Source organism: Pseudomonas sp. MB-090624 (genome assembly GCF_003205245.1).
Taxonomy (GTDB): domain Bacteria; phylum Pseudomonadota; class Gammaproteobacteria; order Pseudomonadales; family Pseudomonadaceae; genus Aquipseudomonas; species Aquipseudomonas juntendi.
Genome location: NZ_QJRK01000062.1, coordinates 1 through 26,732, shown reverse-complemented (window position 1 = coordinate 26,732; position 26,732 = coordinate 1). Strand labels below are relative to the sequence as shown.

26 protein-coding genes and 2 pseudogenes are annotated in these 26,732 nt (G+C 54.2%); 16 read left to right on the top strand and 12 right to left on the bottom strand.

The features are described 5' to 3' along the window. The first annotated feature begins 7 nt into the window (after positions 1–7). The 6 genes from DMX12_RS26195 (at position 8) to DMX12_RS26165 (ending at position 7,211) form a co-directional block, all read left to right on the top strand. On the top strand, positions 8–3,091 hold the full coding sequence (locus DMX12_RS26195) for a conjugal transfer protein TraU (protein WP_023662980.1): 3,084 nt from the start codon (positions 8–10) through the stop codon (positions 3,089–3,091). Between the two features lie 180 nt (positions 3,092–3,271). Beyond that, positions 3,272–4,417, top strand: a complete 1,146-nt coding sequence (locus DMX12_RS26190) for a DotA/TraY family protein (protein WP_256599169.1) — start codon at positions 3,272–3,274, stop codon at positions 4,415–4,417. 121 nt (positions 4,418–4,538) lie between these two features. Beyond that, complete coding sequence (locus tag DMX12_RS26185) at positions 4,539–5,045, top strand: hypothetical protein (RefSeq protein WP_009682447.1); 507 nt, start codon at positions 4,539–4,541, stop codon at positions 5,043–5,045. 28 nt (positions 5,046–5,073) lie between these two features. Beyond that, positions 5,074–5,838 carry a hypothetical protein gene (locus DMX12_RS26180; RefSeq protein ID WP_031325694.1) on the top strand — a complete coding sequence of 255 codons (765 nt, stop codon included), beginning with the start codon at positions 5,074–5,076 and terminating at the stop codon, positions 5,836–5,838. Between the two features lie 25 nt (positions 5,839–5,863). Further along, positions 5,864–6,775 carry a hypothetical protein gene (locus DMX12_RS30085; RefSeq protein ID WP_172828426.1) on the top strand — a complete coding sequence of 304 codons (912 nt, stop codon included), beginning with the start codon at positions 5,864–5,866 and terminating at the stop codon, positions 6,773–6,775. A gap of 46 nt (positions 6,776–6,821) precedes the next feature. Then, entirely contained in the window at positions 6,822–7,211 is a 390-nt protein-coding gene (locus tag DMX12_RS26165) for a hypothetical protein (RefSeq protein ID WP_009682450.1), read from the top strand. Here the strand turns inward: DMX12_RS26165 and DMX12_RS26160 are convergent. From DMX12_RS26160 to DMX12_RS30445, 5 genes and pseudogenes are all read right to left on the bottom strand, one after another. Then, a complete protein-coding gene (locus tag DMX12_RS26160; RefSeq protein WP_009682451.1) occupies positions 7,208–7,447 on the bottom strand; it encodes a hypothetical protein in 240 nt (79 codons plus the stop codon). The two genes, DMX12_RS26165 and DMX12_RS26160, sit on opposite strands and share 4 nt — an antisense overlap. 10 nt (positions 7,448–7,457) lie before the next feature. Continuing rightward, complete coding sequence (locus DMX12_RS26155) at positions 7,458–7,715, bottom strand: hypothetical protein (protein ID WP_009682452.1); 258 nt, start codon at positions 7,713–7,715, stop codon at positions 7,458–7,460. Positions 7,716–7,906: 191 nt separating this feature from the next. Next, positions 7,907–8,164, bottom strand: coding sequence for a sigma 54-interacting transcriptional regulator (locus DMX12_RS26150; RefSeq protein WP_323370650.1), 258 nt, complete (start codon positions 8,162–8,164; stop codon positions 7,907–7,909). 7 nt (positions 8,165–8,171) lie between these two features. Beyond that, a complete protein-coding gene (locus DMX12_RS26145; RefSeq protein ID WP_228393817.1) occupies positions 8,172–8,885 on the bottom strand; it encodes a LysR substrate-binding domain-containing protein in 714 nt (237 codons plus the stop codon). Between the two features lie 18 nt (positions 8,886–8,903). Next, positions 8,904–9,083 (bottom strand): annotated as a pseudogene (locus tag DMX12_RS30445) (LysR family transcriptional regulator); the annotation flags it as partial. A gap of 134 nt (positions 9,084–9,217) precedes the next feature. Between DMX12_RS30445 and DMX12_RS26140 the strand changes: the two are divergent. Then, complete coding sequence (locus DMX12_RS26140) at positions 9,218–10,249, top strand: aromatic ring-hydroxylating dioxygenase subunit alpha (protein ID WP_110679850.1); 1,032 nt, start codon at positions 9,218–9,220, stop codon at positions 10,247–10,249. Between the two features lie 117 nt (positions 10,250–10,366). Further along, on the top strand, positions 10,367–11,620 hold the full coding sequence (gene hpxO, locus DMX12_RS26135; RefSeq protein WP_009682455.1) for an FAD-dependent urate hydroxylase HpxO: 1,254 nt from the start codon (positions 10,367–10,369) through the stop codon (positions 11,618–11,620). 478 nt (positions 11,621–12,098) lie between these two features. Here the strand turns inward: hpxO and DMX12_RS26130 are convergent, their stop codons facing one another. Next, positions 12,099–13,097, bottom strand: coding sequence for an isopenicillin N synthase family oxygenase (locus tag DMX12_RS26130; RefSeq protein ID WP_009682456.1), 999 nt, complete (start codon positions 13,095–13,097; stop codon positions 12,099–12,101). A gap of 95 nt (positions 13,098–13,192) precedes the next feature. Next, positions 13,193–14,140 (bottom strand): LysR family transcriptional regulator, encoded by a 948-nt coding sequence (locus tag DMX12_RS26125; protein ID WP_009682457.1) that lies wholly within the window; start codon positions 14,138–14,140, stop codon positions 13,193–13,195. A 305-nt stretch (positions 14,141–14,445) separates the two neighbouring features. Between DMX12_RS26125 and DMX12_RS26120 the strand changes: the two genes are divergently transcribed. From DMX12_RS26120 to DMX12_RS26100, 5 genes are all read left to right on the top strand, one after another. Next, entirely contained in the window at positions 14,446–15,594 is a 1,149-nt protein-coding gene (locus DMX12_RS26120) for a hypothetical protein (protein WP_232247636.1), read from the top strand. 52 nt (positions 15,595–15,646) lie between these two features. Beyond that, entirely contained in the window at positions 15,647–16,495 is an 849-nt protein-coding gene (locus DMX12_RS26115) for an aromatic ring-hydroxylating dioxygenase subunit alpha (RefSeq protein WP_009682459.1), read from the top strand. Positions 16,496–16,518: 23 nt separating this feature from the next. Continuing rightward, positions 16,519–18,276, top strand: a complete 1,758-nt coding sequence (locus tag DMX12_RS26110) for a Rieske 2Fe-2S domain-containing protein (protein ID WP_033690311.1) — start codon at positions 16,519–16,521, stop codon at positions 18,274–18,276. A gap of 10 nt (positions 18,277–18,286) precedes the next feature. After that, complete coding sequence (locus DMX12_RS26105) at positions 18,287–18,931, top strand: glutathione S-transferase family protein (protein ID WP_009682461.1); 645 nt, start codon at positions 18,287–18,289, stop codon at positions 18,929–18,931. A gap of 120 nt (positions 18,932–19,051) precedes the next feature. Then, positions 19,052–20,041, top strand: a complete 990-nt coding sequence (locus tag DMX12_RS26100) for an isopenicillin N synthase family oxygenase (protein ID WP_009682462.1) — start codon at positions 19,052–19,054, stop codon at positions 20,039–20,041. 94 nt (positions 20,042–20,135) lie between these two features. Here DMX12_RS26100 and DMX12_RS26095 read toward each other — a convergent pair whose 3' ends face one another. Next, the gene (locus tag DMX12_RS26095; protein WP_009682463.1) at positions 20,136–20,936 is read right to left on the bottom strand and encodes an outer membrane protein OmpK; all 801 of its coding nucleotides are present in this window, start codon (positions 20,934–20,936) and stop codon (positions 20,136–20,138) included. Between the two features lie 346 nt (positions 20,937–21,282). Beyond that, complete coding sequence (locus DMX12_RS26090; protein ID WP_009682464.1) at positions 21,283–22,626, bottom strand: nucleobase:cation symporter-2 family protein; 1,344 nt, start codon at positions 22,624–22,626, stop codon at positions 21,283–21,285. A 315-nt stretch (positions 22,627–22,941) separates the two neighbouring features. Here DMX12_RS26090 and DMX12_RS26085 point away from each other — a divergent pair, with 315 nt between their 5' ends. Continuing rightward, positions 22,942–23,604, top strand: a complete 663-nt coding sequence (locus DMX12_RS26085; protein WP_023662964.1) for a GntR family transcriptional regulator — start codon at positions 22,942–22,944, stop codon at positions 23,602–23,604. A 143-nt stretch (positions 23,605–23,747) separates the two neighbouring features. Beyond that, positions 23,748–24,682 (top strand): annotated as a pseudogene (locus DMX12_RS26080) (IS5 family transposase); the annotation flags it as partial. Here the strand turns inward: DMX12_RS26080 and DMX12_RS26075 are convergent. After that, a complete protein-coding gene (locus DMX12_RS26075) occupies positions 24,604–25,209 on the bottom strand; it encodes a heteromeric transposase endonuclease subunit TnsA (RefSeq protein ID WP_228393862.1) in 606 nt (201 codons plus the stop codon). The pseudogene DMX12_RS26080 and the gene DMX12_RS26075 sit on opposite strands and share 79 nt — an antisense overlap. Before the next feature lie 399 nt (positions 25,210–25,608). On the opposite strand from DMX12_RS26075, the gene DMX12_RS26070 reads away from it, so the two are divergent. Continuing rightward, on the top strand, positions 25,609–25,803 hold the full coding sequence (locus DMX12_RS26070) for a hypothetical protein (protein WP_009682466.1): 195 nt from the start codon (positions 25,609–25,611) through the stop codon (positions 25,801–25,803). Between the two features lie 49 nt (positions 25,804–25,852). Here DMX12_RS26070 and DMX12_RS29195 read toward each other — a convergent pair whose 3' ends face one another. Further along, complete coding sequence (locus DMX12_RS29195) at positions 25,853–26,053, bottom strand: hypothetical protein (RefSeq protein ID WP_031325683.1); 201 nt, start codon at positions 26,051–26,053, stop codon at positions 25,853–25,855. Between the two features lie 17 nt (positions 26,054–26,070). Beyond that, positions 26,071–26,586, bottom strand: coding sequence for a hypothetical protein (locus tag DMX12_RS26065; protein WP_009682468.1), 516 nt, complete (start codon positions 26,584–26,586; stop codon positions 26,071–26,073). Positions 26,587–26,732 lie beyond the last annotated feature (146 nt).

Sequence of the window (26,732 nt, the reverse complement as noted above, 5' to 3'; positions counted from 1 at the left end):
AGGCAGCATGGGACTTCTCGATAAGTGCGTAGACGCACTGGAAGGTACCTTGGAGTACCTCGCAAAACACTTCATTCACAAGGACATGACCAGTTACTGCGAACTGGCCACTGCTGTGGGGCTGACCGATGCTGATATCGAGAAATCCCCGGATCTGAAGGATCCCTACACCTTGGTCAACAGTGACTACTCGCTGCTGACAGTATTCGATCTGCAGGGCACGTACCAGATGCTTTCTGAAGCTGAGTTTTCAGAGATGCTGGAGTCCCTGCGCATCCGCATGACCGGATATATGCGTGAAAAGGGCCATAGCCTGACGTTCAGCTTCGAGCGTGATCCTGAGCGTGCTACCGATGAGCTTATGCGCCTCGCCGAACCCTTGTTGAATACCGCCCGACGAATCGGCCTCAAAAGCGAGGACATCATTCTTGATCGAGTGAAGCGAAACGCTCCGCATTGCGCCTGGGAGCAAAACCTGCTGGTCGTCTACACGCACCTCACGTCCTTGAGCAAGGAAGAACAGGATCGCGAACTCGGCGAACTGGCTAAAAGTGCCTCGAAGCACAAGCTTCCGCGGCTCACCTATGGGCAAAATCCCGCATTTGCCCTGGCTGCTCTCAAGTACCGTCATGACACGATGATTGATCGGCTCATGGACGACTTCATCTCGTGTGGGGTTGAGGGCAAGAAAGGGATCATGATGAAGCCATTGAGCGCCCACGAGGCGATCAAGCGCATCAGGATCATGTTGAATCGGGAAGGCACTTCACAGAAGTTCCGGCCCCAAATCGTCGGCGACCGTTTCATGCTTCGCGGCTCGACCGACGCCAAAGACTATTCGGAACTCGTACCCCCGCGCCTCTGCTATCAAGTCTGCAGCAACGACGTTGAGCCAGTTGGTAACTACGTCAAGACTGACAGCCTGTGGCATGGATCGCTTGCGATGGAGCTTGGCCCGCAAGACGTCGTTCACTTCTCAAAACTTTTTGACGCCGTTGGTAAAAAGGATCCGTGGCGCATTCGTTTCGATATCTCGCCGGGCGGGCTTTCAATGATGCGTGCGCGCAAATTGATGGTCGGTTTTGTCGGCGTGTTGCCAGACAACAGGGCGATCCGCGATTCTTTCAAAGACTTAGAGGCAATTTCGAAAGATCAGGCCGTCATGTCGATGAAGGTCATGGCCTCTTGCTGGAGCAATACCAAGACAGATCTCGAAACCAGGCTTTCCCGCCTGGAGAAGGCAATCCAGTCTTGGGGCACCTGCCAAGTACAGAAAACACATGGCGACCCCATGGCCGCTCTCGCATCCTCGATCCCAGGCTTCACGACAAAAAACACCGCTAACCGTCTTCTGCCACCGTTGAAAGAGGCCATGAAAATGTTGCCTTTGCAGCGGCCTGCGACCCCGTGGCCAGATAACGGTTCGTGGATCACTCGGACTCCGGATGGAAAGATTTATCCGATTGGGCTAGGCAGCTCGATCCAAGACACCTGGATCGAACTTGTCTCAGGCATCCCAGGCTCGGGTAAGTCGGTCGCTGCGAACTGCATGCACAACGCAACGTTGCATCGTCCAGGTGCGACCCAGCTCCCTCTGCTAACGATTGCGGATGTTGGCCCATCCTCCTCAGGTCTGATTCAAATGATCCAGGATTCGCTTCCAGATCATCGGAAGTCCGAAGCGGCGTACATCAGGCTGCAGAACAATCGCGACTTCGCATCGAATCCTTTTGATCCTCAGCTTGGGGCGCGTCAACCCACTCGCCGAGAACGCGAATATTGCGTCGACTTCTTGAATTTGCTCTGTGCCAGCGTCGCCAGTGATGGTCAAGGCGGGGCTAAAGCCCGCACGCCTTCCGACTGTGCCGCGGTCAACGAAATGCTGATGACCCTTGTGTATGACGACAAAGCGGGTCGAGGCGCCAATCTGTATGAACCTGATGTAGTGCCTGCGGTGGACAAGGTGCTAGCCGAGTCGGGGATCAGCGCTGAGCATGATGAGAAATGGTGGAGTGCTGCAACCTGGTACGAAGTGACTGACATGCTGTTCGCTGCCGGTTATGTGCGTGAAGCAACCTACGCTCACCGCCAAGCGGCCCCTGTACTGCCCGACTTCACTGCGATGCTGAACAACGAAGGCGTGCGTCAGACATTCGGAGATATCAAGATGGCCAGCGGCGGCGAGTCACTCCTGAAGTACATGGGGCGTTGCTTCACCTTAGCATCGACGACGTACGCGGTCTTTTCCGGCCGTACACGATTTGAAGTTGACTCGACGACACGAGTCATTTCGGTGGACCTCAACGACGTAATTGGATCGAAAACACCAGAGGGCTCGATCAGAACCTCCTGCATGTACATGTTTGCCCGCCACCTAGGGGCTAAGAACTATTTCCTGCGCGAGGAAGACATCCGCCTTGTATCTCCGCCGCTGTACCTCGACTACCACCTGAAGCGTGCCGAAGATGTGGCTTCGCAGCAGAAGACCATAGCCTATGACGAATGGCACAACACCGAAGGCATGGATACCCCAGTGGAAACGCTGAAGAAGGACGGTCGTGAAGGCCGGAAGTGGGGTATCCGAATCATGGTGATTTCACAGTATCTGCGAGACTTTCCCCAGGCCCTGCTCAACGCGGCCACATCGGTCTATGTGTTGCGCGGCGGAAATGTGGATGACGAAAACGTGCTGCGCGAAACCTTCAAGGTTTCTCACGAAACGATCCAGCAGCTGCACCTGCAGTGCATAGGTCCTGGGCGCAATGGCGCAAATATGCTGGCCCTATTCAAGACGAACCAAGGCACGATCACCCAAATTTTGACCAATACAACTGGTCCGCTTGAACTCTGGGCAATGTCTACCACCCAGCAGGATATGGCGCTACGAAAAGAGTTGTACAACCGGATCGGTCCTATGGCTGCTCGCCAGGTCCTCGCCAAGCGGTTCCCTCTGGGTTCTGCCAAGACTCACATTGAGGCACTCGAGTACGCGTCTACCTCCAACGCCAAGGTGAGCGTCGTGAAGAAATTGGCAGAGGATCTGGTAACCGAGTACTACGCCGAACAAAGCCACCGGGGAGAACACGCATGAAGACCATATTCCGCATTACTCCTCTGGCCGTAGCTCTCCTGATCGGCTCCGCAGCTTCAACTCCCGCTTACGCACTTTGCGACGGCTGCGTTGTAGGCGCGATCGGAACCTCAACTGTCACGTTGACCGGGGCGATCGCCGCTACAACAGCCTCAGTGAGCGCCATGAACCTGTCGGTTATTGGGTGCCTGGTATCAGACTTTCGCTCAAGCGAACACCAAACTTTCTGACGCCATGGCCGCAAAAGCAACTGTGTTCGGTATGTCGACCAGCGGAGATCCCTCAGTCGTATCCGTATACGACGAAGCCTACGCGGCCTATAAGGCCCAGCAGGAAACAACCTCCTACACCCCTACGGCAGGCACCAGTGCTACCGGCGACTACTCCAAAGGCGTCGTAGGCGCGGATGCGGGCAACATCATCGGGAGTATGTTCGCTGCGCCTGGCCAGCGAATCGTGAACTACCTGATCGACGTGAATGCCGGCGGCGAAGGGCTGGGTCAGCTCAACCCCCTGATCAAGATGAAGAACCTGGGCGACTACACGATGGTTGCGGCAGAAACGGCCATGGGCGCCTATGTGACCGCGAAGGCCATCGAGAAGGTCAAGGATGGCTGGAGTGTTGCCGGCGTATTCGCCAAGGTGGCAAACGCCGTGACATCGGTTGGAGATGCTTTGAGCGGCGTGCTTGAAGGTGTATCACCATTCATCATTGGCCTCGTCCTGGCGATGTTCATTCTGGGCGGTACGCTCTCGACATATCTCCCCATGGTTCCATTCATCATCTGGTTTGGGGCCGCGGTCAACTGGCTGGTAGTGGTTGGCGAAGCAATCATTGCGGCGCCACTGTGGGCCTTTACGCATCTGGGTAGCGAAGGGGAGGGCATGGGCCACAAAACCTCCCATGGCTATATTTTCCTGCTGAACGTGATGATCCGCCCTGCACTGATGGTCGTCGGGTTCTTCTTGGGCGGGGCCGCGCTGATCGCAGGAGGCACGTTGCTCAACCAGTGCTTCGGGATTGCCCTGGCCAATGCTCAGTTCGACTCTGTGACGGGATTGTTCTCGATCATCTTCTACTTGGCGATCTACTGCAGCATGTGTTTGACCTTGGTCCACAGCTGCTTCAACCTGATCCTGATCGTTCCCGACCAGGTCATTAACTGGGTCGGTGGTCACGCCGCTGCATCGGTGGGCCGTGAGGACAATGAGCGGATGCGCAACGCGATGAACATCTTCGGTAGCCGCCTCGAGCACTTGGCGCCCAGAGGGGGAGCTGGGGGCGACAACAGACGCACCAAGGGAGGAGATGGGATCAAGGGATGATCAAATCGGGGGCCTTCGGGCCCCTTATCAATTGAGGATTGACCTGTCAATGGGTCAAGGTAGAATGAACCTAACCTAATTCCGTATTGTGTATCTCATACGGACTTTTGAGGGGGTCGATATGAACATTATCTGGTGGGTCCTTCGTCCTTTTTATTGGCTCGGTCTGTTGCCAGTGATTGCCGTATTCCTGATCGCCTGTGCCCACTTTTCCAGGGACACAGAGGTATCGCTGGGGATCATGGCCATCGCGCTGGTCTATTTCGGGCTCGGTTACCTGCTGTTCTCGGTGGCTCCACGTTATTTCAAATCGCGCCTCGATCGCATGGTCGAGAAGGCCAAGATGACGGGCTTCAACCCGAGCCATGAAGTCGTCTCGGTGATGTTCAACCGCTACGTCGGCTTTGATGCCGCAGCAAAGAAGGCCTTGTACGTAGACGTCAACTTGAACAGCGCGACCTTGATTGACTTTGATCAGGTGTCCAGCTGGGAGCTGGTACCCGATAAAAGCCCGCTCTTGCTGTTTAAGTTAGTCACTCGTGTTCCGAACCTGCATGAAATCGGGGTACGCATCAAGGCGAACCAGTTCGGGGCCTGGAAGTCGGATATGCACACTTTGTTCGGCTGACCAAAAAATTCAACGGAATTGATGCTTTATGAACCTAAAAATGACTGCTGCAGCATGTGTTGTGATGGGGCTCCTGACTGGATGCAATGACAAGGAAGCACCTGCACCAGTATCCACACCCAAGCAGAGCCAGAACGCACAGACGCCTCCCGCGGCACCGGAAAAGCCTGCACAAGTGATCGACACTTCTGTTCCGCTGAACCAGTACCAGGACTTGGCGAGTAACAACGGCAAGCCACTCACGTTCCTGGTGCTTGCTAAGGCGCCTGGGGCCACGACGGAGGACAAGATGGGCTACCTCTCCGCCGACTACCTGGCCACCAGCGACGCCTTCAAGCGCAAGGACATCGAGTCAGCCCAGTGGCCGGCATTCGAGGCCTCGCTGAAATCCTATGCTGCCAATGATTACTACTCGCTGCCGATCTCCGGGTTTGGGGTATCAAGCGTGTTGAGCATGCAGAACGTTTCTGTCGGTCCATACGATTTCAATACGCATTCGTTCCCCCTCACCAGCTACGGGCAGTACTGCTGGGCGAATCCTGTTCGCAACGCTCAAGGAATGAACCTGCAGGTTAAGCCATCGGCGTTCCCATGCAGCCTGCAAGTCAATGACTCTGCCCAGGCTCGGATCATCGAAGAAGCCCGGGCAAAAGGCAGCCTTGACCTTCGAGGCACCTTGTACCTGTACATCCCGGAAGCTGATGGCAACACCGCAGTCGGTCAGATCGTGCGCGGCTCGATCGACCTGGTCGACCAACAAACTAATCAGGTTATGGCGAACTTCACCATGTGACGATCCAAAGCAAAGGAGGTGGCCTATGAAGCATTTAGTGACTCGCGAACCGTGGTGGGCTCAACCGCCCAAACCTGGGCAAAGTGACAAAGACTGCACATGGGGCTACCTCGAACGCTACGACGATGGATCGTTTTCGTTCGACCAGGCCAATCGCCCAAGCGATGAAGAAATTCAAAACCGAAAGGGATGCCGGGTGCCGCCGCACTCTACGTCGCCCTCGACCGGGATTTTACAAGGGAAGGAGACTTCGATGAGTGCGAGCTCGATTCAAGAATGGCAAGGCGTCCTGCAGGACATTGCTGAACAAAAACGGCATCGCCTGACGGGTAGCGAATACAAAGAGGTCATCGCCGCGATCGAGGCGCAGCCCAAGGACATTGAAAGCCAGCACATAGCGCGTCAGTTGGTGGCCAAGCTGGCTCAGCACCAAGGGCACGAATCCGAAGCTCCCTTTCGCGATCAAGGCCTGAATCGGGTGTTCAACGTTGAAAAGTTGCCCGCAGCGCCTGCAGAGGGCGACGAACGTCTGCGGGAACGCGTCATCGCCGGTACCACTATTTTCAAGTCACGTGAATTCGATCATACGTCCGAGCCTTCAAAGCTCAACGAACGCGGGGAGCCTGGCCGGCTTGTCCACGGAAAACGCCTCGACGTCTTCCACAATACCGAAGGCCCGGGCGACAAGTTCGAAGTGTTCCAGGTACGAACCTCCACGCACATTCCTTACAGCACTGGAATCCCAGGCAAACCAGTGGATGGTGAGCGCAAGCCTCATGGGGTGTTCCATAGCTTTGAGGAGGCTGGGAAGAGCATCGACAAGACAGTGGGGGTGATGAGGCATTCTGAGCTGATCAGACAGCGGCAGGCCGAGCATGGCATTCACTGGAAGGAAGCCCCTCCAGCGCCGAAGCCCAGGGCTCCACGGCCAGCATAACCATCCAGAGAGGGCTACGGCCCTCTCGTTCATTTGGAGCAAGCATGTGATTCTACAATTCAAGTTTTTCAACACCGAACAACAAGAAACCGCTCTCTTTCAAACCGAAATAGATCTGAGCGGATTGGTTGCTGTTGCAGAGTCAAAACGCGAAATGATTCGGGAAAAAGGGAAGTCTTTTGCGCAGAGTGCAGTTCCGTTCTGGGCCAGCGAACTGGTCAAAGCAATGGAAGAAAATGATGAGCAGGCCATGGGGCGTCACGCCATTCAAGCCGCTATGGCCGCGTGGTTGGCTGACTCGGTATTCGACGGAGCTACAAAGGCTGATTACGAGTCGAGTTACTTGGAGTTTAACGTTCATCCGACGGGGATGGTCGTACTGAATAGACACCCAATGGCGAGGTACAAGGCGCCCAAAGGGGCGCCTTCCCCTTAAAGGATGATGAAAGGGCAGGCCACGCTGTGGCAGATGGCTTTGCCCTTTGCTTGCACCGGTTCTGCTCGGTCGATGTCAATGAGACCTTGACCCAGCGGGACTGTACAGACCACTCCGTCGACCATGATCAACGCGCTTGATTGGCAAGCCTGGTCAGAGCGGGCCTGAAGCAGATGTGCATAGGCATTCTTGATGTTCTGAACGCCCTGCAATAAAACGCAACGATGAGTATTCATGATTTTCTCCTCACGCTGCGCCGGCAATTTCTGCCGCACGCCGGGTAACGATGATCACCGGAATGGGAAGGGACAGCTCGTCCCGTACGACCAGGGCTTTGCTCTGGCTGTACATCGCGCTGGCCAGCTGACGGCGGGCGAGCATCGACCCGATGCTCGACTGAGTTGATTGAGTGGTTTTGCCATTGCACGGCACGATCAGAGATTCACCAGGCTTCAACTCAGCCAGTGCTTGGGAAACATTGCCGCATGAGATTTTGAGTTCCATCGCTTGCTCCTAGAGAGGGGTAGCCGCCCCGTTTGAATGTTGAAAGTACGTACGTACTTATAATAGATCTTGTTGCACGACTTGTCAGCCAAAAGAGAGAAATCTCTAGATCCAATTGGCATCACCGCTCACGGAAGGAGAAGGGAATGAAACAAGCAATCTCGGTAGGGGGAGGATTGGTGCTGTTGCTACTAGCAACAGTCAGCGCTGCAGCAGAGGAGAGCGGACCGGCGCCTAGCCTCGCTTGATAGTTGTTTGGGCTCGTTTGGCGAGAGCTGCTGCAACAACTTCTTAATAAGTTCGGGAATATCCTGACGCTCGCGAAGCGGTGCGATCACCACTCGCATGCCATTAATTCGGTAGTACAAATCCTCACGAAAACCTTGCTCGTGGATCAATCGGTCCAACTCACGTAATGATGCACTTACCAGCCGGAAGTCCACAGAAATGCTTCGATTAATGAGATCTAATCAGGTCGGCCATACGTTTCTGTAGATCCGATAATGCCAACAGTGCCGCACGTGAGAGTTGGCGATGAGGAGCTACACAAATGGAAAGAACTGGATGACTGACGTGGATACCGTCAAGAGGAACGAAGGCAATGGTTTGCGCTTCTACTTCGCTTGCGACATCCAACCAGGACAGAATCCCCACCCCCACGCCGGCGCGAATTAACGAACGCATCATACGCAAATCGTTGCACGCTACTCGCTGCCGAACATCAAGCCTCAAATGATCGTGAAGCGCATGCACGTGCTTTTGTACAACCAAGGGAGCAGCAGGGAAGATCACTGTCACATCCTGAGTATCGCTCAGACGTAGGCTTTTCCTTCCCGCCAGTGGATGGGAAGTGGGCATGGCAACACCCATCTTGATCACCGCACTCGCGGTCACCGACAGCTCAGCCCCCGCAACAGCATCCAGAACGAAGCCGAAGTCCACCTCAGCAGAGGCAATCATTTTTGCGACATTCTGGCTGTCAGCAACCTTCATACCAAATGTGAGGCCCGGGTACTGCTGCATGAGAGACGAGATGGCTTCAGCCACCATTCCCTCACTAAGCGCGTCGATCAATCCAATATCGATATGACCGCGGCGCAACCCTTGCATCTCGTCGATCTGCTCACGAGTTCGAGCATATTCTTTCTGCCACTGACGGGCATTCGCCAATACTAATTCGCCCGCGGACGTAAGCCTCAAACCGCTTGGGAGTCGCTCAAATAAGGGCACTCCAAGCTCTTCCTCAACCTTAAGAATCTGCCGATCAATAGCCGAGGCAGAGACGTGCAAAACCTCCGCCGCTCGGCGAATGCTGCGGTGCTGAGTGACCTCGAGAAAGTACCGGGTGAATCGAGAGAAAGGGAACATGTGTTGTGTTTTTTGCAACGCGATGATGAGAAATCGATGTTTGAGTTCATCACGCCGTGATCTTAAAGTCCATACCGAAGCGCCTCAGAGCGCGCTTTTCAGACCGTTATGGCAGCTGACGAGGCTTATGTCCCATGATCAAAGACCGTACTCTTCCACTCAATTGCACTTTTGTCGAAAGTGACTGGCGCATTCTCGCTTCGCATTGGTACCCAATCGCCGAATCAATCACAGTGGGCGTTGAGCCGATCAAAGCGATGCTTCTCGACGAGCCGCTTGTGGTTTATCGGATAGGCGAAGAGTTGATCGTGGCGCGGGACGTATGCCCGCATCGTGGTGTTCCGCTGAGTATGGGGAAGAGCGACGGCCAAGGAGTGGTTTGTCCGTACCACGGCTTGCGCTTCGGTCACGGAGGCAAGTGCAACAAGGTTCCGGCAAGCCCCAATGGATCCATCCCAAGCCGTATGCAGCTTTACACGTATCCTGCGGTCGAGCGTTATGGACTGATCTGGACGTGCCTCGATCCTCAGAACGATCAAGTCGACATACCGAACATGCCTCATTGGGAGGATGCAGGGTTTCAGCAAATTGTTTGCCCAGCTTTCGACGTTAAGGCATTTGCAGGGCGTCAGCTTGAGGGCTTCCTTGATGTCGCTCATTTTGGCTTCGTTCACACGGACACTTTTGGCAATCCGAACAACGTTGAGGTTCCTGCCTATCGTCCCGAAGAAACACCTCAAGGTTTCGAAGTTCGCTATCTAAGCACAGTGGCAAACTACCCGATCGGCGTAGAGGCTGACATTCCTTCTGATTTCATTTGGCTGAGACACTTCGAGGTACACCTGCCGTTCACGGCTACTCTGAAGGTGCACTTTCCGAACGATGGTCGGCTGGTGATCATGAATGCGGCTTCCCCCGTGTCGGCGAAATACACGCGAATGTTTGCCCCGATCGCGCGTAATTTTGACAAGCATATTCCTGTAGAGGACGTTCATAGCTTTAACTTTCAGGTGTTCGAAGAGGATCGTCTTATCGTCGAAGCTCAAAAACCGGAGCGTCTGCCACTCGATCCATCTCTAGAAGTGCACATTCCGGCGGACATGAGCTCGATTGCCTATCGCAAAGGGTTGCGTAGCCAAGGACTAAGCCAGTTCTTCCTGAGCTAAGTATGCGATTGTTTTACCTGAAAAGACGTGGGGAGCATGCGTGGCATGCTACCCGTGTCCCGGTGCGCGGACACTAACCAGTGCTGGTGGAGGTGCTCTCCCAATTCACACTGGCAAATGACCAGGAACAATCAGCCCAAGCGATCTTTTCATCTCTTCATCTTTGGTGCGTTCGCAATGACTCTTTCACCTTCTAACTCGAAGCCGTTGGATATCGTCATCATCGGCGCAGGCATCGGTGGGCTAACGGCGGGTATTGCCCTGCAACGTCACGGACATCGCGTACGGCTGTTCGATCGGGTTGCAGAGCTGACACCTGCAGGCGCAGCGATCTCCGTCTGGCCCAACGGCGTCAACATCCTAGAAAAGCTTGGTCTCGGAGATGAGATCAAAAGCTTCAGCGGTAGCATGGACACCATGAGTTACAGCACGCACAAAGGTGCCCTGCTAACCCGCTTCAGCCTCGAACCGCTATATAAATCCGTCGAGCAGCGCGCTTGCCCCATCGCCCGTACAGTCTTGCAGAAAGTCCTGCTGAATGCCTGTGGCGCTGAGAACGTCACTCTGAGTGTGAGCTGCGACAGTGTCGAGGCTCAGGAGGGCGGTGTGCTGGTGAAGCTCTCCGATGGCCAGCGCATCCAGGCCGATCTTGTGGTGGCCGCTGACGGTACCCACTCGCGGCTGCGCAACTACGTGGCAGGCTGCGAAGTAGCGCGTGACTACTGCGGCTATGTCAACTGGAATGGGCGCGTGGACGCTAGCGACGATCTTGCTTCTGCTGCCGAGTGGACCCAGTTTGTCGGTGACCAAAAACGCGTTTCGCTCATGCCTATCGGCAACGGCCAGTTCTACTTCTTTTTCGATGTACCACTTCCCGCTGGAACTCTCAATGTGCGGGAACGCTACCGTGAAGAGCTGTACAGCCACTTCGAAGGCTGGGCTCCTCCAGTGCGAGCCCTAATAGAGCGTATGGATACCTCCATCGTCAGCCGCGTCGAAATCCACGACATAGCGCCAATCACCAGCTTCGTCAAAGGCAGGGTAGTTCTGCTGGGCGATGCGGCGCACCCCATGGCGCCTGACTTGGGCCAAGGAGGCTGTCAGGCTATGGAGGATGCCTGGGTACTTGCCAAATGCCTGGAGCTAAGAGCCGCTGATGTCGTAGCCGCGCTTGACCTCTACAACACCGCTCGTGTCGATCGCACCGCGCAGATCATGCTGCGTGCCCGTAGCCGGTCAGAACTGACCCACGGAAGAAGCCCGGCGCATACGCAAGCTTGGTATCAGGAGCTCGCGCAGGAGACAGGGCAACGTGTAATTGCGGGGATCGTCAAAACTACCCTAGGAGGCGGGGAAATGGTACTCGGCTGATCCGGAAGTGACCAACCCTGCCTGCGCAATCTGAGGCAGTAATGATCTCCCTTGAAAGTCTCTTCAGACGCATAGGCGCCTGGTCGATCAGGTCATGGGTGGCATCTGCGTCATTACCGATCGAACCATGCGTTCAACCAGATAACCTTCACCTGCGACCTGGATTGTACCTGTGCAAGGGCGGACACCATCGCCCTTGATGCTGGAGTTTGGAGGTGGGTTCGCCGAACGCATACGTTCGAGTAGCGATCTCGACTGCTCATGCTGATAGGTCCAACCGTGATTGCTCCAGGGGCCGCTCTACACGAGGTCCACTTTCAGTTGGTGCCCGGCATACCTCGCAAAAGCTGCCGTCAAGCCCAGCCGGTGACCATTCCCATTCAGGCGCAAGTGTTTCATCGTCCCAAAGCTTCGTGCGGGGCATTGTCAGAATGGCTGGATAAAGGCCAGTGCGATCGCGCTGGCCGTGCAGACCGCATTACATGGCGTAGGTTTTGCGGAACATGTTTTTGTAGTGGTCCTCGACAGTGATCACCGGGTACTTGGGCGACTCTCCTGGAATGAGGCATTGATGGATACACTCGATCTTGTGATCAACATTTCCAGAATAGAAATAGGGCACTGAGTAACGCTCGTTCCCTGACAAATTCACCACCCGATGCAAGGTCGAGCGATACAGATCGTTGGTCCAGCGCGAAATCAGGTCGCCGATGTTTACCACGTAGGAGCCAGGCACAGGCATCGCCCAAATCCAGTCGTTACTTTCCTGATCCCAAACCTGCAAGCCCGAATTGTCGTCCTGGAGTAGCAGCGTCAGGCCGCCCCAATCGGTGTGTGCTCCGCAACCTTTTTCACCAGGTGCTGCCGAAGGGGACTGGGGAGGATAATGGAGCAGCCTTAAGGTCGTCATCGCATCGTGGCAGAAGCTGGCAAAGTGCTGCTCAGGAAGACCCAGGGACAGCGCAACACCTTGCATCAGCAGTTGCGCGACACCCTCCAGCTCCCTTTGGTATTGCTCCATCGTTGCACGAAACTCAGGCAAGGCTTCTGGCCAGAGGTTTGGACCTTGGTTGAACTTACCGTTCAAAACATCGGGGTGGTCGAGCGGTTTATCCTGCCCGATATAAAATCCCTCTTTGACATCGGCGGGCGCCCCGGCCTCAAGCACCTGATTGCGTAGTGGTTCGTAGCCTCGATTTGCTTGAGAGAGCGACTTATCAACCTTGGCTTTTTCCTCGGGTGGCAGTGCAAACAGCTTCGCTGCCTGGTCGATGACTCGCTGCTGGAGGGCCGAGGATATCTCGTGACCAGTCACATAAAAGAACCCTTTATCGCGGCAAGCCGCACCGATCTGCCGGCCTACCTTGGCACGTACATCGATGTTCGATGAGCGCAGTCCGGACATATCGATGATCGGCAGCGATGCAGCCGTATCGGAGATTTCAATGGTTGTAGGTACGAGTTGAGCGTTTGACATGGGAGCAACTCCTGCGTGAAGACTTTTAGTGTCATCGGTTGAGCCGCTTACGAAAAGCATCGATTATCGCTCTAGCTGATGCTTTTTTGGCATCGCTAGCCAAGAGTCCTGTAATCAGCGGCTTCTTGGCGCTCGCGGAGCAAAATCTCATCTGCGAGAATTCTGGCAAAGGCATCGACAGCAGTCGGGATATAACGACCTGCCCGCTTATACAACCCAAGATCGCAAAAAATCCCGCCGCCATCCGTTAGCGGCAGCATTTTTAGCAGCTTCGCCTCCATTTGCGCCTCAATACCAAATCTGGTCTGGAAAGCGATGCCACGGCCCCGGAGCACCATCTGCTTAGCAAGCTCGAGTGAGCCAGACTCAATTCGGGCTTTGCCTGGGATATTCGCTGCCTTGAGCAGAGCCGCCAATCGATGGCGAGTCGATAATTCAGGTTTACCCAGGATGAGATCGTAATCGGCGCAAGCACCGAAACTGACTTGTACCCTTGCGCCTAATGCATGTCCTGGGGGCACTATTGCGCCAAGTCGAAAATGCCCGAGGGCTAGCTGCTGAAGTTCTTCGTGTCTGGGCAGCGCAAACGCCAAACCAAGGTCAGCGGCTCCCTCGACGATCGCGTCAGGAATGCGATCAGCACCGCAGAGAGAAACCCCAATAGTCACCCTCGGATAACGCTGATGCATTATCTCCATCACCGTGGGTAAGAGGTCGACCGCTAGCGTCTCTACCGTTACCAGTTCTACATGCCCAGCACGCAGCCCCTCCATGGCGTCAAATTCTGCGCGCAGTCTTTCAACGTCATGCAAAACCACACCGATGTGACGCGCGAATAACTCGCCGGCAGGCGTCAATCGAAGTCCGGAATTGAGTCGATCGAACAGGGGGGCACCAATGTCATCTTCGAGCTTAAGGATCTGACGGTTTACCGCTGATGAGGCGACATTCAAACGCCGCGCGGCTTCGCGGATGGACTCGCAACGGCGGACCATATCGAAGTAAGTGACGGCAACTGAGTGAAACTTTAAACGGCGAGCCATTGTTAATCCCTCAAATCACTATGCGGGCTTAAAGGTCTTCAGCCCAAGCGATGCTAGGGCAAAGACTGGAGGTAGCACGCGTGCGCAAGCAGACATACACCTCACCAGCGCACCAATCTGAATCACAAAAGAAGATTGGCGCACCTCTTTGGCGCTAAAAGCCTCGCCAAGAATCTTCGGACGCTTTCATCAAAAGCTGTCCGACCAGTCAAATAGAGGGCTAGCCCTATCAATCAAGTGAATTGGCACAGGAAGTGCTTTGACATCGGCATAACTGGTATACCAGATTGTGCATCTGGAAAGCCATGAAATTTGATGATGACAGCAAATGGCCTTTGACTCTGGCACACGCGATAGGGGATCAACACATGAAAAAGATGTTCAAGCTGGGATGTGCCGGTCTAGGCATTCAAGCGTCATCCATGGAGCGGCCAGTTTCCCTGGTCGAACTGCCCATCCTCGAGCAGTTCAAGCTGGTAAAGGAAGCCCAAGTTTGGGATTTCATCGATCGTATTCCGAACAATCGTCAGGAGCTGGACGAGTACATCAAGGGCAGCCAACTCTACGATCTGCCGGTACTGTCGGGCAGTGGCTGCTACACCTTGGGGCTCGATGAGGCAGTCATCAGGGAAAACCTGGATCTCACCGTAGAAGTAGGCGGCAAGTACCACAACTTCATGGTTTGGGCCAAACACAAGGACGGCCACTACGTCACCAATGAGGAAGTGGCTGCCTGCTACCTCGACGCTTATGAATACGCTGCCAAATCTGGGGTCATCATCACCTTCGAAAACCACGTTGACATGTGGTCAGAAGACTACCGGCGAGTGCTGGAAGTAGCCGATCTGGTTGAGACTCGCGGTGTGCCATTCAACATGGCGATGGATTACAGCCACTGCATCTTCAAGATTGAAAATGAGGTCGAGCACGCGGTTTCACAGATGCGCGGAGATAACGAGGCCATTGCGATGCTTGACCCGTTCAATTCCGATAGCTACGCAGATCAATGGCTTAGCCGCAACCTAGTGCACTGGGCGCAGATGCGGCCAGCAGCACCGAACGGCCCATTGAACTGGTGGGGCTTTGAGACTGGCCCTTGGGACGCGAAAGGTATTGACCGCCCAGGTCGATCTATTCAGTACCCATTCGAGCGTCCAGCCAAGGGGGAATGGCACACCGATATGTGGCATGCGCACAAGTTGGCTTGCACCAAAGAAGTGACCCGCAAAGTCATCGATGCGTATCTGCAAAGTGACGACACCTCGCTGTCGCTGATGACCATCGACAACATCAATCTGAACGCCTACGGCCTAGGCTGGAAATACAACATGTTCGCTGACAGCTGCGCCTACGCGAACTTCGTTCGTGAGCTGTATGCCGAGCGTGCGGCTGTCCATCAAGCCCGCAGTGCTGTTTCACCTACCGAATTCGTTGCCCAGTACCGGGCCCAATAACCGTGACTGCCCCGGTCACTCCACGGTGCGCCGGGCTTCAGAAGGCATTTTCATGCACGCAGAAAACAGCTTTGTAATCGACGACTGGTATCCCGTCGGGGCGCTGGCCGAGACAGTCAGCGGCCGGAAATACCACACTCGAATTTTAGGGACGGAGATCTGGTACCAACTTGCAGATGGCACTGTATCCGCCGGGCTGGCAGATAACACGGCGGAGCTAGCGTCCAAGAGCATTTATGGTCTGCTTTGGGTGTCACTAAGCGATAACCCTAGGGACGTCATTGCGATACCGGAGTTCGCGGAAGCGGACCGCAGAGTGGTCAGCGCAGGCTCGATCCGAGTAGCTACGTCAGGACTGAGGGTTATCGAGAACTTTCTCGACATGGCGCATTTTCCGTTTGTTCATACCGACATTCTTGGCGCGGAGCCCCTGACCGAGGTTGCCGCTTACGATGTCGAAATAGATGAAGCGGCTGATGAAATTCGGGCAGTCAATTGTCGTTTCCCGCAGCCCAAGGGGTCAGCAGCTGCGAGCGAGCCGGTGGAGATGCAATACGTCTACCGGATAGCTCGCCCTTTCATTGCCATCCTCTACAAAACATGTGTGATCGATGCCAACCGCTTGGATGTGCTTGGACTTTTCGTGCAGCCGGTGGATCAGGAGAGCAGCATCGCTCACACGATCATGTGCTACCTGGACGACATCAATACCGACAAACAACTGCGCGACTTTCAGCAGCGCATTTTCGGGCAGGACATCATGATCCTGATAAACCAAGTCCCCAAGGCCTTGCCCCTTAATCCAAGACATGAAACCCCCGTGCGAGCGGATGCACTCTCCAGTGCCTATCGACGCTGGCTTAATGACAGAAACGTGACGTTCGGCACCACCCGTGGGTGAGCTGTATTAGCAGGTGATGAGATATGGTTTCGTTGAATCAACAATGGCACGTGATTGCCAGCTCTGAAGACTTGCCGTTCAGGCATGTGTACCAGACACGTCTGCTTGGCCAGGAGCTTGCCGTCTGGCGTGACGACGCAGGTGAAGTAAACGTATGGGAGAATCGTTGCCCACACCGTGGTGTGCGGTTAAGCCTAGGCGTGAATGTCGGCGACCAGCTCAAATGCCAATACCACGGCTGGAAATACGAGAGCGGCTCGGGGCAGTGCTCCTTTGTACCGGCACATCCCGGCGCAAAACCTAGCACTGCATGCGTTCGCACGTTCCAGTGTACGGAGGTGAACGGTGTAGTTTTTGCTCGGCTTGAGGCCGCTGGATCTGAACACAAACCGAACAACTCTGCACCGATCGATGCAGCCGTAGCGAGCAACCTACGCAGTCATACTGTTCCCATGAGCGCCACTGCAGCCGCAGGCTTGCTCAAAGAAGCAGCAACGTTATTCGCTCCTGTTTTGGGCAGTTCTACCGATGGGGTTCAGGTGCTGGCCACCGGCCTTATTATAGACCTGAAGTGCGCAGGCCTTTTGGACACCCTACGGCTGTTCGTGCAGCCGGAGTCGGATGGACGAGCAGTAATTCATGCTCGCCTTTTCTCTAACCAACCCGTGTCCTTAGAGCGTAAGTCGACTTTCATTGATATTCTGGGAAATTTGTTCTTGCCCGCGCGGGAGAGCACTAGCAACGTCGCGGCTCCCCCTGTCCGACTAATTGCATCTGATGCCGTACCAGTGGCGGCAACACGCAAGGCTACAGCGAACCACCAGTTCTGGTGCACCGTGACGTCACGTCGTAGTGAAACTCCGGACATTGACTCTTATTGGCTCACGCCTGACGAGCCACAACAATTCGATCTCGAACCGGGAATGCATGTCAGCGTGCTCACGCCCTCCCGACACCTACGCCAGTATTCTTTAGTGAACACCCCGGAGGAACGGGACGTGCTGGTGATCGGAGTCAAGCATGAAGTGAACTCACGAGGCGGCTCGCGCAGCATGCACGCTGATGTGCACGTCGGCACCAAAATCCTGGTCTCACTACCACGAAACCAGTTCATCCTACAGCCGCCTGGCCGCACACCATTGCTGATCGCGGGTGGCATTGGGGTCACACCGATCTTGGCGATGGCTTTGCATCTGCAGTACGTAGGGCGCCCCTATGGTTTTCATTACCTGGCGCGAGGTGAGCAACATATCGCCTTCCCGGATCGAATCGCTACCTTGGCCAGTGATCATCCACCTTATCTAGGATTGGATGTCCTTGGGACCCAACGAACGATCACTGAACTGCTGCAGTCGGTGGATAGCGACAAGCACGATGTGTACGTTTGTGGTCCACAACAGATGATCGAGTTGGTGGCTACAGTTGCTCAGCAAGCGGGGTTTACCCCAGAGCAGATTCACTTCGAGTACTTTGGTCTGACGCCTTCCACAGGCTCAGGCCCCGCCACCACAACGACCGGGTACCAAGTCGCAATAAATTCTACAGGCCAAGAGTTCACCGTCGAACCAGGGCAAACACTTCTAAAGGCGTGTCTGGATCACGGCATAACAATAGATTACTCCTGCGAGCAAGGCGTCTGCGGGGCTTGCGTCACCCCTGTTATCAGTGGCGATATAAATCATGAAGACGTCTACCTTTCCGCCAAAGAGAAGGAAAGTGGGAAGCTAATCATGCCATGTGTGTCGGGCTGTAATTCCAAGAAGCTGGTGTTGAATATTTAATCGGTGCCCCATGTTAAAACTTTACGATTTCGAGTTGTCTGGCAATTGCTTCAAAGTCCGATTAATGATGTCGATTCTAGGTCTAAAATACAAGACCGAGGTTGTGGAGTTTTACCCAGGGCGGGAACATAAAACCCCAGCATTTCTGAGAATTAATCCGATGGGGCAATTGCCAGTTTTGCAGGATGGTGAAAAAACCATTCGAGACTCCCAGGCGATATTGGTTCATCTCGCTGCGATGTATGACTCGACGCGTCAATGGTATCCGGTCAATCGCCCCGACGTGCTTGGAGATATCCAGATCTGGCTAGCATTCGCGGACAGTTTGACTGGGTCCATCTCAGCTGCTCGGTTGCACGAGCTTTTCATGTACGACTTCGATGCTGAGAGTTGCCGCTCTCGCGCTTACGATCTGCTGAATGTAATGGATAAGCATCTTTGGATGCAGCGTCAACAGGGCTTCAATTATTTATGCCCGTTGGCACATGCGACTGTGGCTGACATTGCCTGTTTTCCGTATGTAGCGATGGCCGACGAAGCAGGACTATGCCTGCAAGATTATCCCTCCGTACGTTTGTGGCTGGATGCAGTCAAGCGAGTTCCTGGATTTACAGTAATGTCGGGGATTTTCCCAGCAGGAGACGCACCGCACTAATCAGGATTGGCACTGGGCGAAGCGCCGAGCCGAGCATCGGCGCCCGAAAATTCGTGCCGAACCGATTCAATTTGAAACGCTGCCTTGCTACTAAAACATTTGGCTGAATGAGGCTTGGAAATGGTCATTTACACCCCGCCATCAGTGGCAAAAAACATTCCTGTTATCGATTTGCTCGACAGCTTTTCTCACGATATTGAAAAACGCAAGGCAGTAGCTTGGGAAATTCATAAAGCTGCTCGACAGACTGGTTTTTTTTACATTAAAAACCACGGCGTTCCGTTAGAGCTGCAACAGGCGCAATTCGCGGTGGCCAAAGATTATTTCCGAACTCCGCTTGAAGATAAGATGCGAATTAACTCTAAGAAATCGAGTTGTCTGCGTGGCTATGAGCCTATCGCGGCACAAACCTTGGACGAGGGTTCGCCACCCGATTTGAAGGAAGGGTTCCTTTTGGGGCGAGAGCTAACCGAGGCGCATCCCCATGTTCAGCGCAAGACTCCTTACCATGGCCCCAATCAATGGCCAGAAGGGAATCCACGTTTTCGTCAGCATACCGAAGATTACATGCAGTACATGGATCTACTCGGCCGTAGGCTGGTTCGCTTACTCGCGCTATCACTGCAACTGCCTGAAGACTTTTTCGACGAAGGTCTCAAGGAACCAATGATCATCACTCGGATGCTTCACTATCCAAGTCAGCCGGCCGATGCTCGTGAAAATCAGCTGGGTGCCGGCGCACACACCGACTGGGGTCTAATCACTCTCCTGCTGCAGGATGAAGTGGGTGGTCTGGAGGTACGTAATGCCGACGGGGAATGGCTGAAAGCCCCCTACATTGATGGTACTTTCGTTGTGAATCTGGGCGACATGGTTCCGTTGCTAACGGATGGCCTGTATCACTCCACCATGCATCGGGTCTTCAACGCGAGACAAGACGCCGCGCGTTACTCGATTCCTACCTTCTTTGACCTGGATTACTACTACGAGGTCGAAGTAGTACCGTCACTTCGCAAGCCTGACACTACCTACCCGGCACCTATCACGGTTGGGGGGCACATTGCTGCGATGTTCGACAAGACGTTCGGCGTCACCAAAGCCACGGTATAATCACTCGCCGGAATGCAAAGGCCACCCTCGGGTGGCCTTTTTAATTTCTGGCTCTGCCAACTATAAATGGCGAACTACCAGCCCGCCACTATAGTTAAAAATAGTATTTCACAATCAGGCTTGTCACATTCTGATTGGTATTGAACTCCTTGGTACTCTTAATGGCGTACTTGTTAGACCAATTATTATACTCGATACCTGCATAGAAGTGCTTCGCTTTATAGCCTAGATACTTGCCAATGTCATATTTTACCTGGGGATTGAAGAGCAAATTGCGATGGTAGCTCCCCTTGTTATTGACTACCCAGTCCAAATAACCATCGATAACTAGATCGGAGCGTCCCATCGGAATCGTATAAGCCCAGCTTGGAGTAATCTGCCATTGACCAGAGGGCGCGGCGCCGCCATCTGGCTTGCGGTAATAGAAATTTATCTGGAAATAATCGAATCCTGGAAGAGCGAGATCAAATCCCGGGCCTAGTAGATAATTGACCTGATCGTGTGAACCGTTCCGGTCGTTCTTATCCCATTCAATGCTTGTTGCGATTAGCACATCCTTGATCGGACCAAAGGCAAGGTTGCTGTTGAACATTTTGCCAAGTGAAAGACGCGGCGCCGTCTCACTGTAGATAGAATGATGCCCGTCATTGTAGGTCCCACCTCCTGGATACCAGTTGTTATCAATGAAAAAATACACGTCGCCCCACGACCAATCGCTAAAATGTTCATAGGTGATGGTCTGAACAGTCTTGGCATCGACTTTGAACTCTTTACCATATTGGTATGTAAGGCTGTCGCTATGCCAATTCATGTCTGCAAATGCAGATAGTGGGAGACAAGTGATACCCAGCAGCCCAGCAGAGCCTACCGCAGCGACCAACTTATTAACTTCCATCTTACCTCCAATATATAAAACTGACCGAGCGATCAGCTATTTATACATAGCAAGTATGGGGCCAGCCAAACACTCTATTGCGCAGATTTTACCGACGAAATCAACACATAAAAAAATCTTTTGCGCTGTGTGAGAGCATATAAATAAATGGCGGCGTATTACGGTGCGGGATAATCTCTCTCTCTTGCAACGTGATGGTGCGGCCGCGCCCCATAATAATCGGGAGTTTCAGAGGCAAAAAAAAGCGACCGATAACGGTCGCTAAGCGCAATCCTGACCTGGGAGCATTAAGGCAGGTACCACTTCATATTTTCTAAAACATTTATCAACATTACTGAGTTCTACTTTATAGAGTTTGCGATTGAGCAGGAGTTGATTCGGATCCTTGACGCATTGGTTTCGCAGCTACTCCATTGAAGAACAAATTAAGGAGAGTGGCGACGATCGCGGTTAGTAGAATAGGACTTTCAAGAATAGGCCCTAACGCAGACGGTAACTTATTGAAGAATTGCGGAGACACTACCGGCAGCAGGCCTACCGCAAGGCTGATCGCCACTATATAAAGGTTGCCCACTTTCTTGAAGTCTACCCGAGCCAAGACCTTCATCCCGCTAGCAGTCACCATGCCGAACATTACAATGCCCGCACCACCCAACACAAAAGGAGGTATGGAGGCGACGAAATACGCGACCTTCGGAAATAACCCAAGCACAATCAGTATCATTCCGGCAAAAGCGCAAACCCAACGGCTCCGTACCCCGGTGATACTCACCAGGCCTATGTTCTGCGCATAGGAGGTGTAAGGGAACGTGTTGAATATGCCGCCAATCATAGTGCCTGCAGCATCAGCACGAAAACCCCGAACCAGCGTTCGCTCGTCCATTGGTTTCTCTACTATCTCGCCTAGGGCGATGAACATTCCGGTGGACTCGATGAAGGTGACCAGCATCACGATGCACATGGCTGCGATTGGCCAGATATGGAAGGTCGGTATGCCGAAATGAAAGGGCTTGATAAGCCCGAACACTGGTGCTTCCTGAATCCCCTCCAGGCTTACTAAACCCGCCACCGCAGCCACTGCGAACCCAAATACTAGCCCTAGAAGTACAGATATGTTATTCAGAAAACCCTTGGCATACCGCACAATTAGCAGAATACAGACCAACACTGCGGCAGCGATTCCAAGGTAGAGAGGTCGACCAAAGTCCGGATTCCCAAAGCCGCCGCCAGACCAAGCGGCAGCTACGGACATTAGCGAAAGTCCTACTGCGACGATCTCTGTTCCCGTCACCACGGGCGGGAAAAAACGCAGGAGTTTCCCCACCAATGGCGCGACAGCCAAGCCGAACAAACCAGCAGCGATGGTAGCCCCAAAGATTCCCGACAAGCCCACTGTAGCGTCGGAACCGATTGCAATCATGGGGCCAATAGCTGTGAACGTTACCCCCATCATTACAGGCATGCGAATACCTATTGGCCCCACACCTAACGCTTGAATGATCGTGACGATCCCGCACGCGAATAGGTCGGCGTTGATTAGAAAAGCGATGTCGGCCTTAGACAATCCAAGCGCCGCACCCAGCACCAATGGAATCGCCACGGCACCGGCGTACATCACCATTACGTGCTGGCATGCCATTAAGAGCATTGAAATGAAGCGCGCATTATTTCTAGGTGGAGAGTTCTTCATACAGACCTGCGCTGTGGGGCTCCTTGCTTATGGCAACTGGCTGGAGCTAGTAGTCGAAGTAGACACTGAAATGCCAGATTGGATATCTGGTATACCAGTAGCCATCTGACGCAAGCATCCTTCATGCCAGATCCACAAGCTGTCTCGGTGATCAGGTTTCTGAGGGCTGCGCCGGGATTTTATGTTGGGCTTTTCGACCAAAACGCCCCTTTTCGGACCATTTTCTGCGGAGGCTCCCCAAGACAGTGCCAATCCCGCCGGAGAAGGCGGTGTGATAGGCTACCCGGCTGCTAACTTCCATTGATAGCTGGTGCCATGCTCACTCAAAAAATTGTTTCCGCTATTTCAGACGCCATCTATCATCGCCGACTACCGCCAGGGACCAAGCTGAACGAGCGGGACATCGCTGAGCTGTTCGAAGTAAGCCGCACCGTTGTAAGGCAAGCGTTGATACGCTTGTCACAGGATCGGCTGGTAGTGGTCTCGCCTAAACGCTCCTCAACAGTTGCCTGCCCCACCTTCGATGACGCCTACCAGCTGTATCAAATGCTGCTGGTCATGGAAAGTGGGGTCATTGACCAGTTGACCCGCAGCATCAGTGAAAAAGATCTAGAAACTTTACGGGCTCATACCCTGAAGGAGCGAGTTGCCTTCGAAAACCACGACCACGATCTTGGCGACCAGCTTGGCCGGCAGTTTCACTCGCTACTCATTTCGTTTCTGCAGAACGACATCCTGAATCAAATCCATACCCAGCTTCGACGCCAAGAAGCGCTTATCAATGCCTTGTACCGTTCAGGATTCGACTACTGTCAGCTACGAAATGAGCATTCCCGTCTGGTCGACTGCCTCGAACTTAAAGATGGCGAATCGGCTAAGGCCCTGCTGGCCTCGCACTACAACCTGGTCATTAAGGGCTACAAGTTCGACACCGCAGTGCCCCCAGAAATCGACCTGAAATCGGTACTTGGTTTGTAGCGACGGAGGGTGTTGACGCTGCATCCACCCCCACAAGTTTTTCACTAGGCAGGGTGTTTAGGGACTCTCCGATCAAGTCAGCACAGGCAGCCGGACCTGTGCTGAAATAGCGCTCCGTTCATCCACGCCAAGAAGTCTTGCCCATGAGTCAGATGAGCTTCTCCGATTTCGAATATGCCGGTAAGCGCAAGCAAACCCGTCGTGAGCGTTTCCTGGCCGAGATGGAACAGGTCGTACCGTGGAGCGGACTGGTCGCATTGATCGAGCCGCATTACCCAAAGGCAGGTGGCGGTCGCAAACCCTATCCATTGGAAACCATGCTGCGCATTCATCTGCTGCAAAACTGGTTTTCACTGAGCGACCCCGCTATGGAGGAAGCGTTGTACGAGATCACCTCGATGCGCCAGTTCGCTCGACTGACGCTCAGCGCCCCGATCCCCGAAGACACGACGATCATGAACTTCCGGCATCTGCTGGAGAAGCACCAGTTGGCGGCGTGTATTCTGGAAACCATCAACGCGTACCTGCGAGACAAAGGCTTGTCGCTGCGCCAGGGCACGATCGTCGATGCCACGATCATCCACGCCCCCAGTTCGACCAAGAATAAGGAAGGCAAACGCGACCCGGAAATGCACCAGACGAAGAAAGGCAACCAGTACTTCTTCGGCATGAAGGCGCATATTGGTGCCGATGCTGAGTCGGGCCTGGTACATCACGTTCACGGCACTGCCGCGAACGTAGCTGACGTGACGGAGGTCGCTCAGCTACTGCATGGCGAAGAGAATGTCGTCTGTGCGGATGCGGGCTACACAGGCGTGGAAAAGCGGCCTGAACACGAGGGGCGCCAGGTGATATGGCAATCGCTGCCCGCCGCAGCACCTACAAACACTTGAGTAAACGCAGCGTACTATACAAAGCCAAGCGCAAGATCGAAAAGGCCAAGGCGCAAGTACGTGCGAAAGTGGAGCACCCGTTCCGGGTGATCCAACGCCAGTTCGGCTATGTGAAGACTCGCTTTCGCGGCTTGGCCAAGAACACGGCGCAACTGACCACGCTATTTGCGCTGTCGAATCTGTGGAGCTCGCTCGTCATGCTTAACGGAATATTCAGGTCGCAACAAACGACGCCCTTTGCGATCAGGTTCCACAACACGGGGATCAGCTCACCGCGCTGCTTGGGATCAGGAGCAAGCATTCCAAGGAGGTTGCCCACACTGATCAAGTTGTAGCTTTCAAATACACCCACGACTTGGGCGCGCTGAAGCGGGCCAGGCTCTCGGCTTCGAAACGGCCAAAGAAATTTGACGTTATCCAGATATGGCGTGCGGATTTCCCGTTCCGTGTAGACCTCAAAACGCCACCCGCGCTCAGCGCAGTACGATTTTGCCGCGCGAAATTTGGGCAACAGGTTTCGCCACTGCTCGCGAAAATTCGCTCGGTATTTGACCTCATAAAGGATTGGCGGCGGTGATGACGCCGATTCCTGGAATGTGATGAGGCCGTCGGGCGTGTACGACCGCTCCTCACCGGCATCGCCCTTGTATTCGATCCTAACGGGCTGAGGTAGGAAGCTGCTGACGCGGCGATCGAAGCGGACAAGCTCCATTAGGTCGCGCTCGAGGGTCGATTCAAACCGACCCATCAGCGGTACGATGCCTGTGACGCTACGACCGCTAACGCCGATGCTGCGGACCGGCAAAGTGGGCAGAGCCTTCTTCATTCTCATTGATCTCTAGAAACTAACCGTATTTTCTCATTTTACGATGTGTTTTACAGCGGCATCGCAGCGAACCTTACCGCACAGTTCTATGACGTTACCGAGGAGGTCGTGGAAGTACATGTACTGCAGCAAACAGCGCTGACTGCGACAGTCGTTGCATCGGCGCCTGGGGGTCATACTTGTACATTTCAAATGGTGCCGGCCCCTGCAGAAACAGCGGCTCCACATGGCTGGCTGATCGCACACACCAGCTGCAAGCCCTAAGCTTGGAGGAGGGCAAGGAACGTGAGTACCCGATTAACCGAAACAGCTACCCACGATGACTGGCAGGAATTTGAGCACGGTGGCCAGCGCTGGTCGTTCAACGCTGATGAGCTCGCCCAGCTCGATGAGGAAGACGGGTTCTTCCACTTCGTGGACTACCACCGACTGAGTAAACCGACAGTGGAACGTGTAGCGGCATTCATCGACAGCATGTGAACCATCAGCCCGCCCAGCGCGGGTTGAACTCAATCAGTGAGCAAGTCAGTTACGACTGGTGTGGATCGGCAGTGATGCGGATGGTTTGCTCCCTTGCCAACACGCGCTCGATGCGTTGAAACAACCCCTGATTCTTTGCCTTGGCTGCTGGGCGCAGCCGATCGGCCTCCTCGATCACAGCCTGCAGTGCTTTTGCTGGATCGGGTTGCTTGCTCGAATAGCCCAACCGTTGCCCAAGGTCGTACCGCAAGTTCTGCGCAGCGCCGTTTACCGCCTGAGTAAGTGTCTCCTCGCCACTCTCGAAACGGTCAAAATCCCGCCCGAATTGCGACGAAAGCCCCCCTCGTAATAGTCTTCCAGGTAGTTGCAGTCGAATAAGGCCAGATGAAGCTCCATGATCTCCAACAATTGCTCAGCTCGCCCGGGAGTCTCATCGGTGACTGAAGGGAAGCGCTTCGCGATCAGCCCGCTGATTGCTACCAAATAGGCTTTACGCGCCTTGTCTTCTCGTTTTTCGAGTTCAACCCGTACCTCTTTTGCCCGCTCAACGTGACGGTTAAGGTCGCGCAGGAGAACTGCAGCCCGCTTAAGCAGGTCGCGGTCCTCCATATCCAGGAGCTCGCTAAGGCCGATACTGGGGGTACTGAGCTGCTCCAGCTGATTGCAGGTAGCAGTGAGCTGGGCCTGCTGGGTTTTGAGGTCACTACCGCTGCTGTATTTGAGCACTTCGAGGACCTGCGCAGAGGTAATACGTCCGTAGAGCGGGGTCGATTTGGTAGCCATACTGGGGCCTCAGATAATCGGGTAAGCGGATTAAATGGTTGATCTTACCTTTGCATGAGAGTGAGACAGACCGGCATCTCATCGGATTATCTGGTTGATGCTTCACCTACTGCTGGTGCATGTTTCCTTCGCTAATTCCAGCAAGA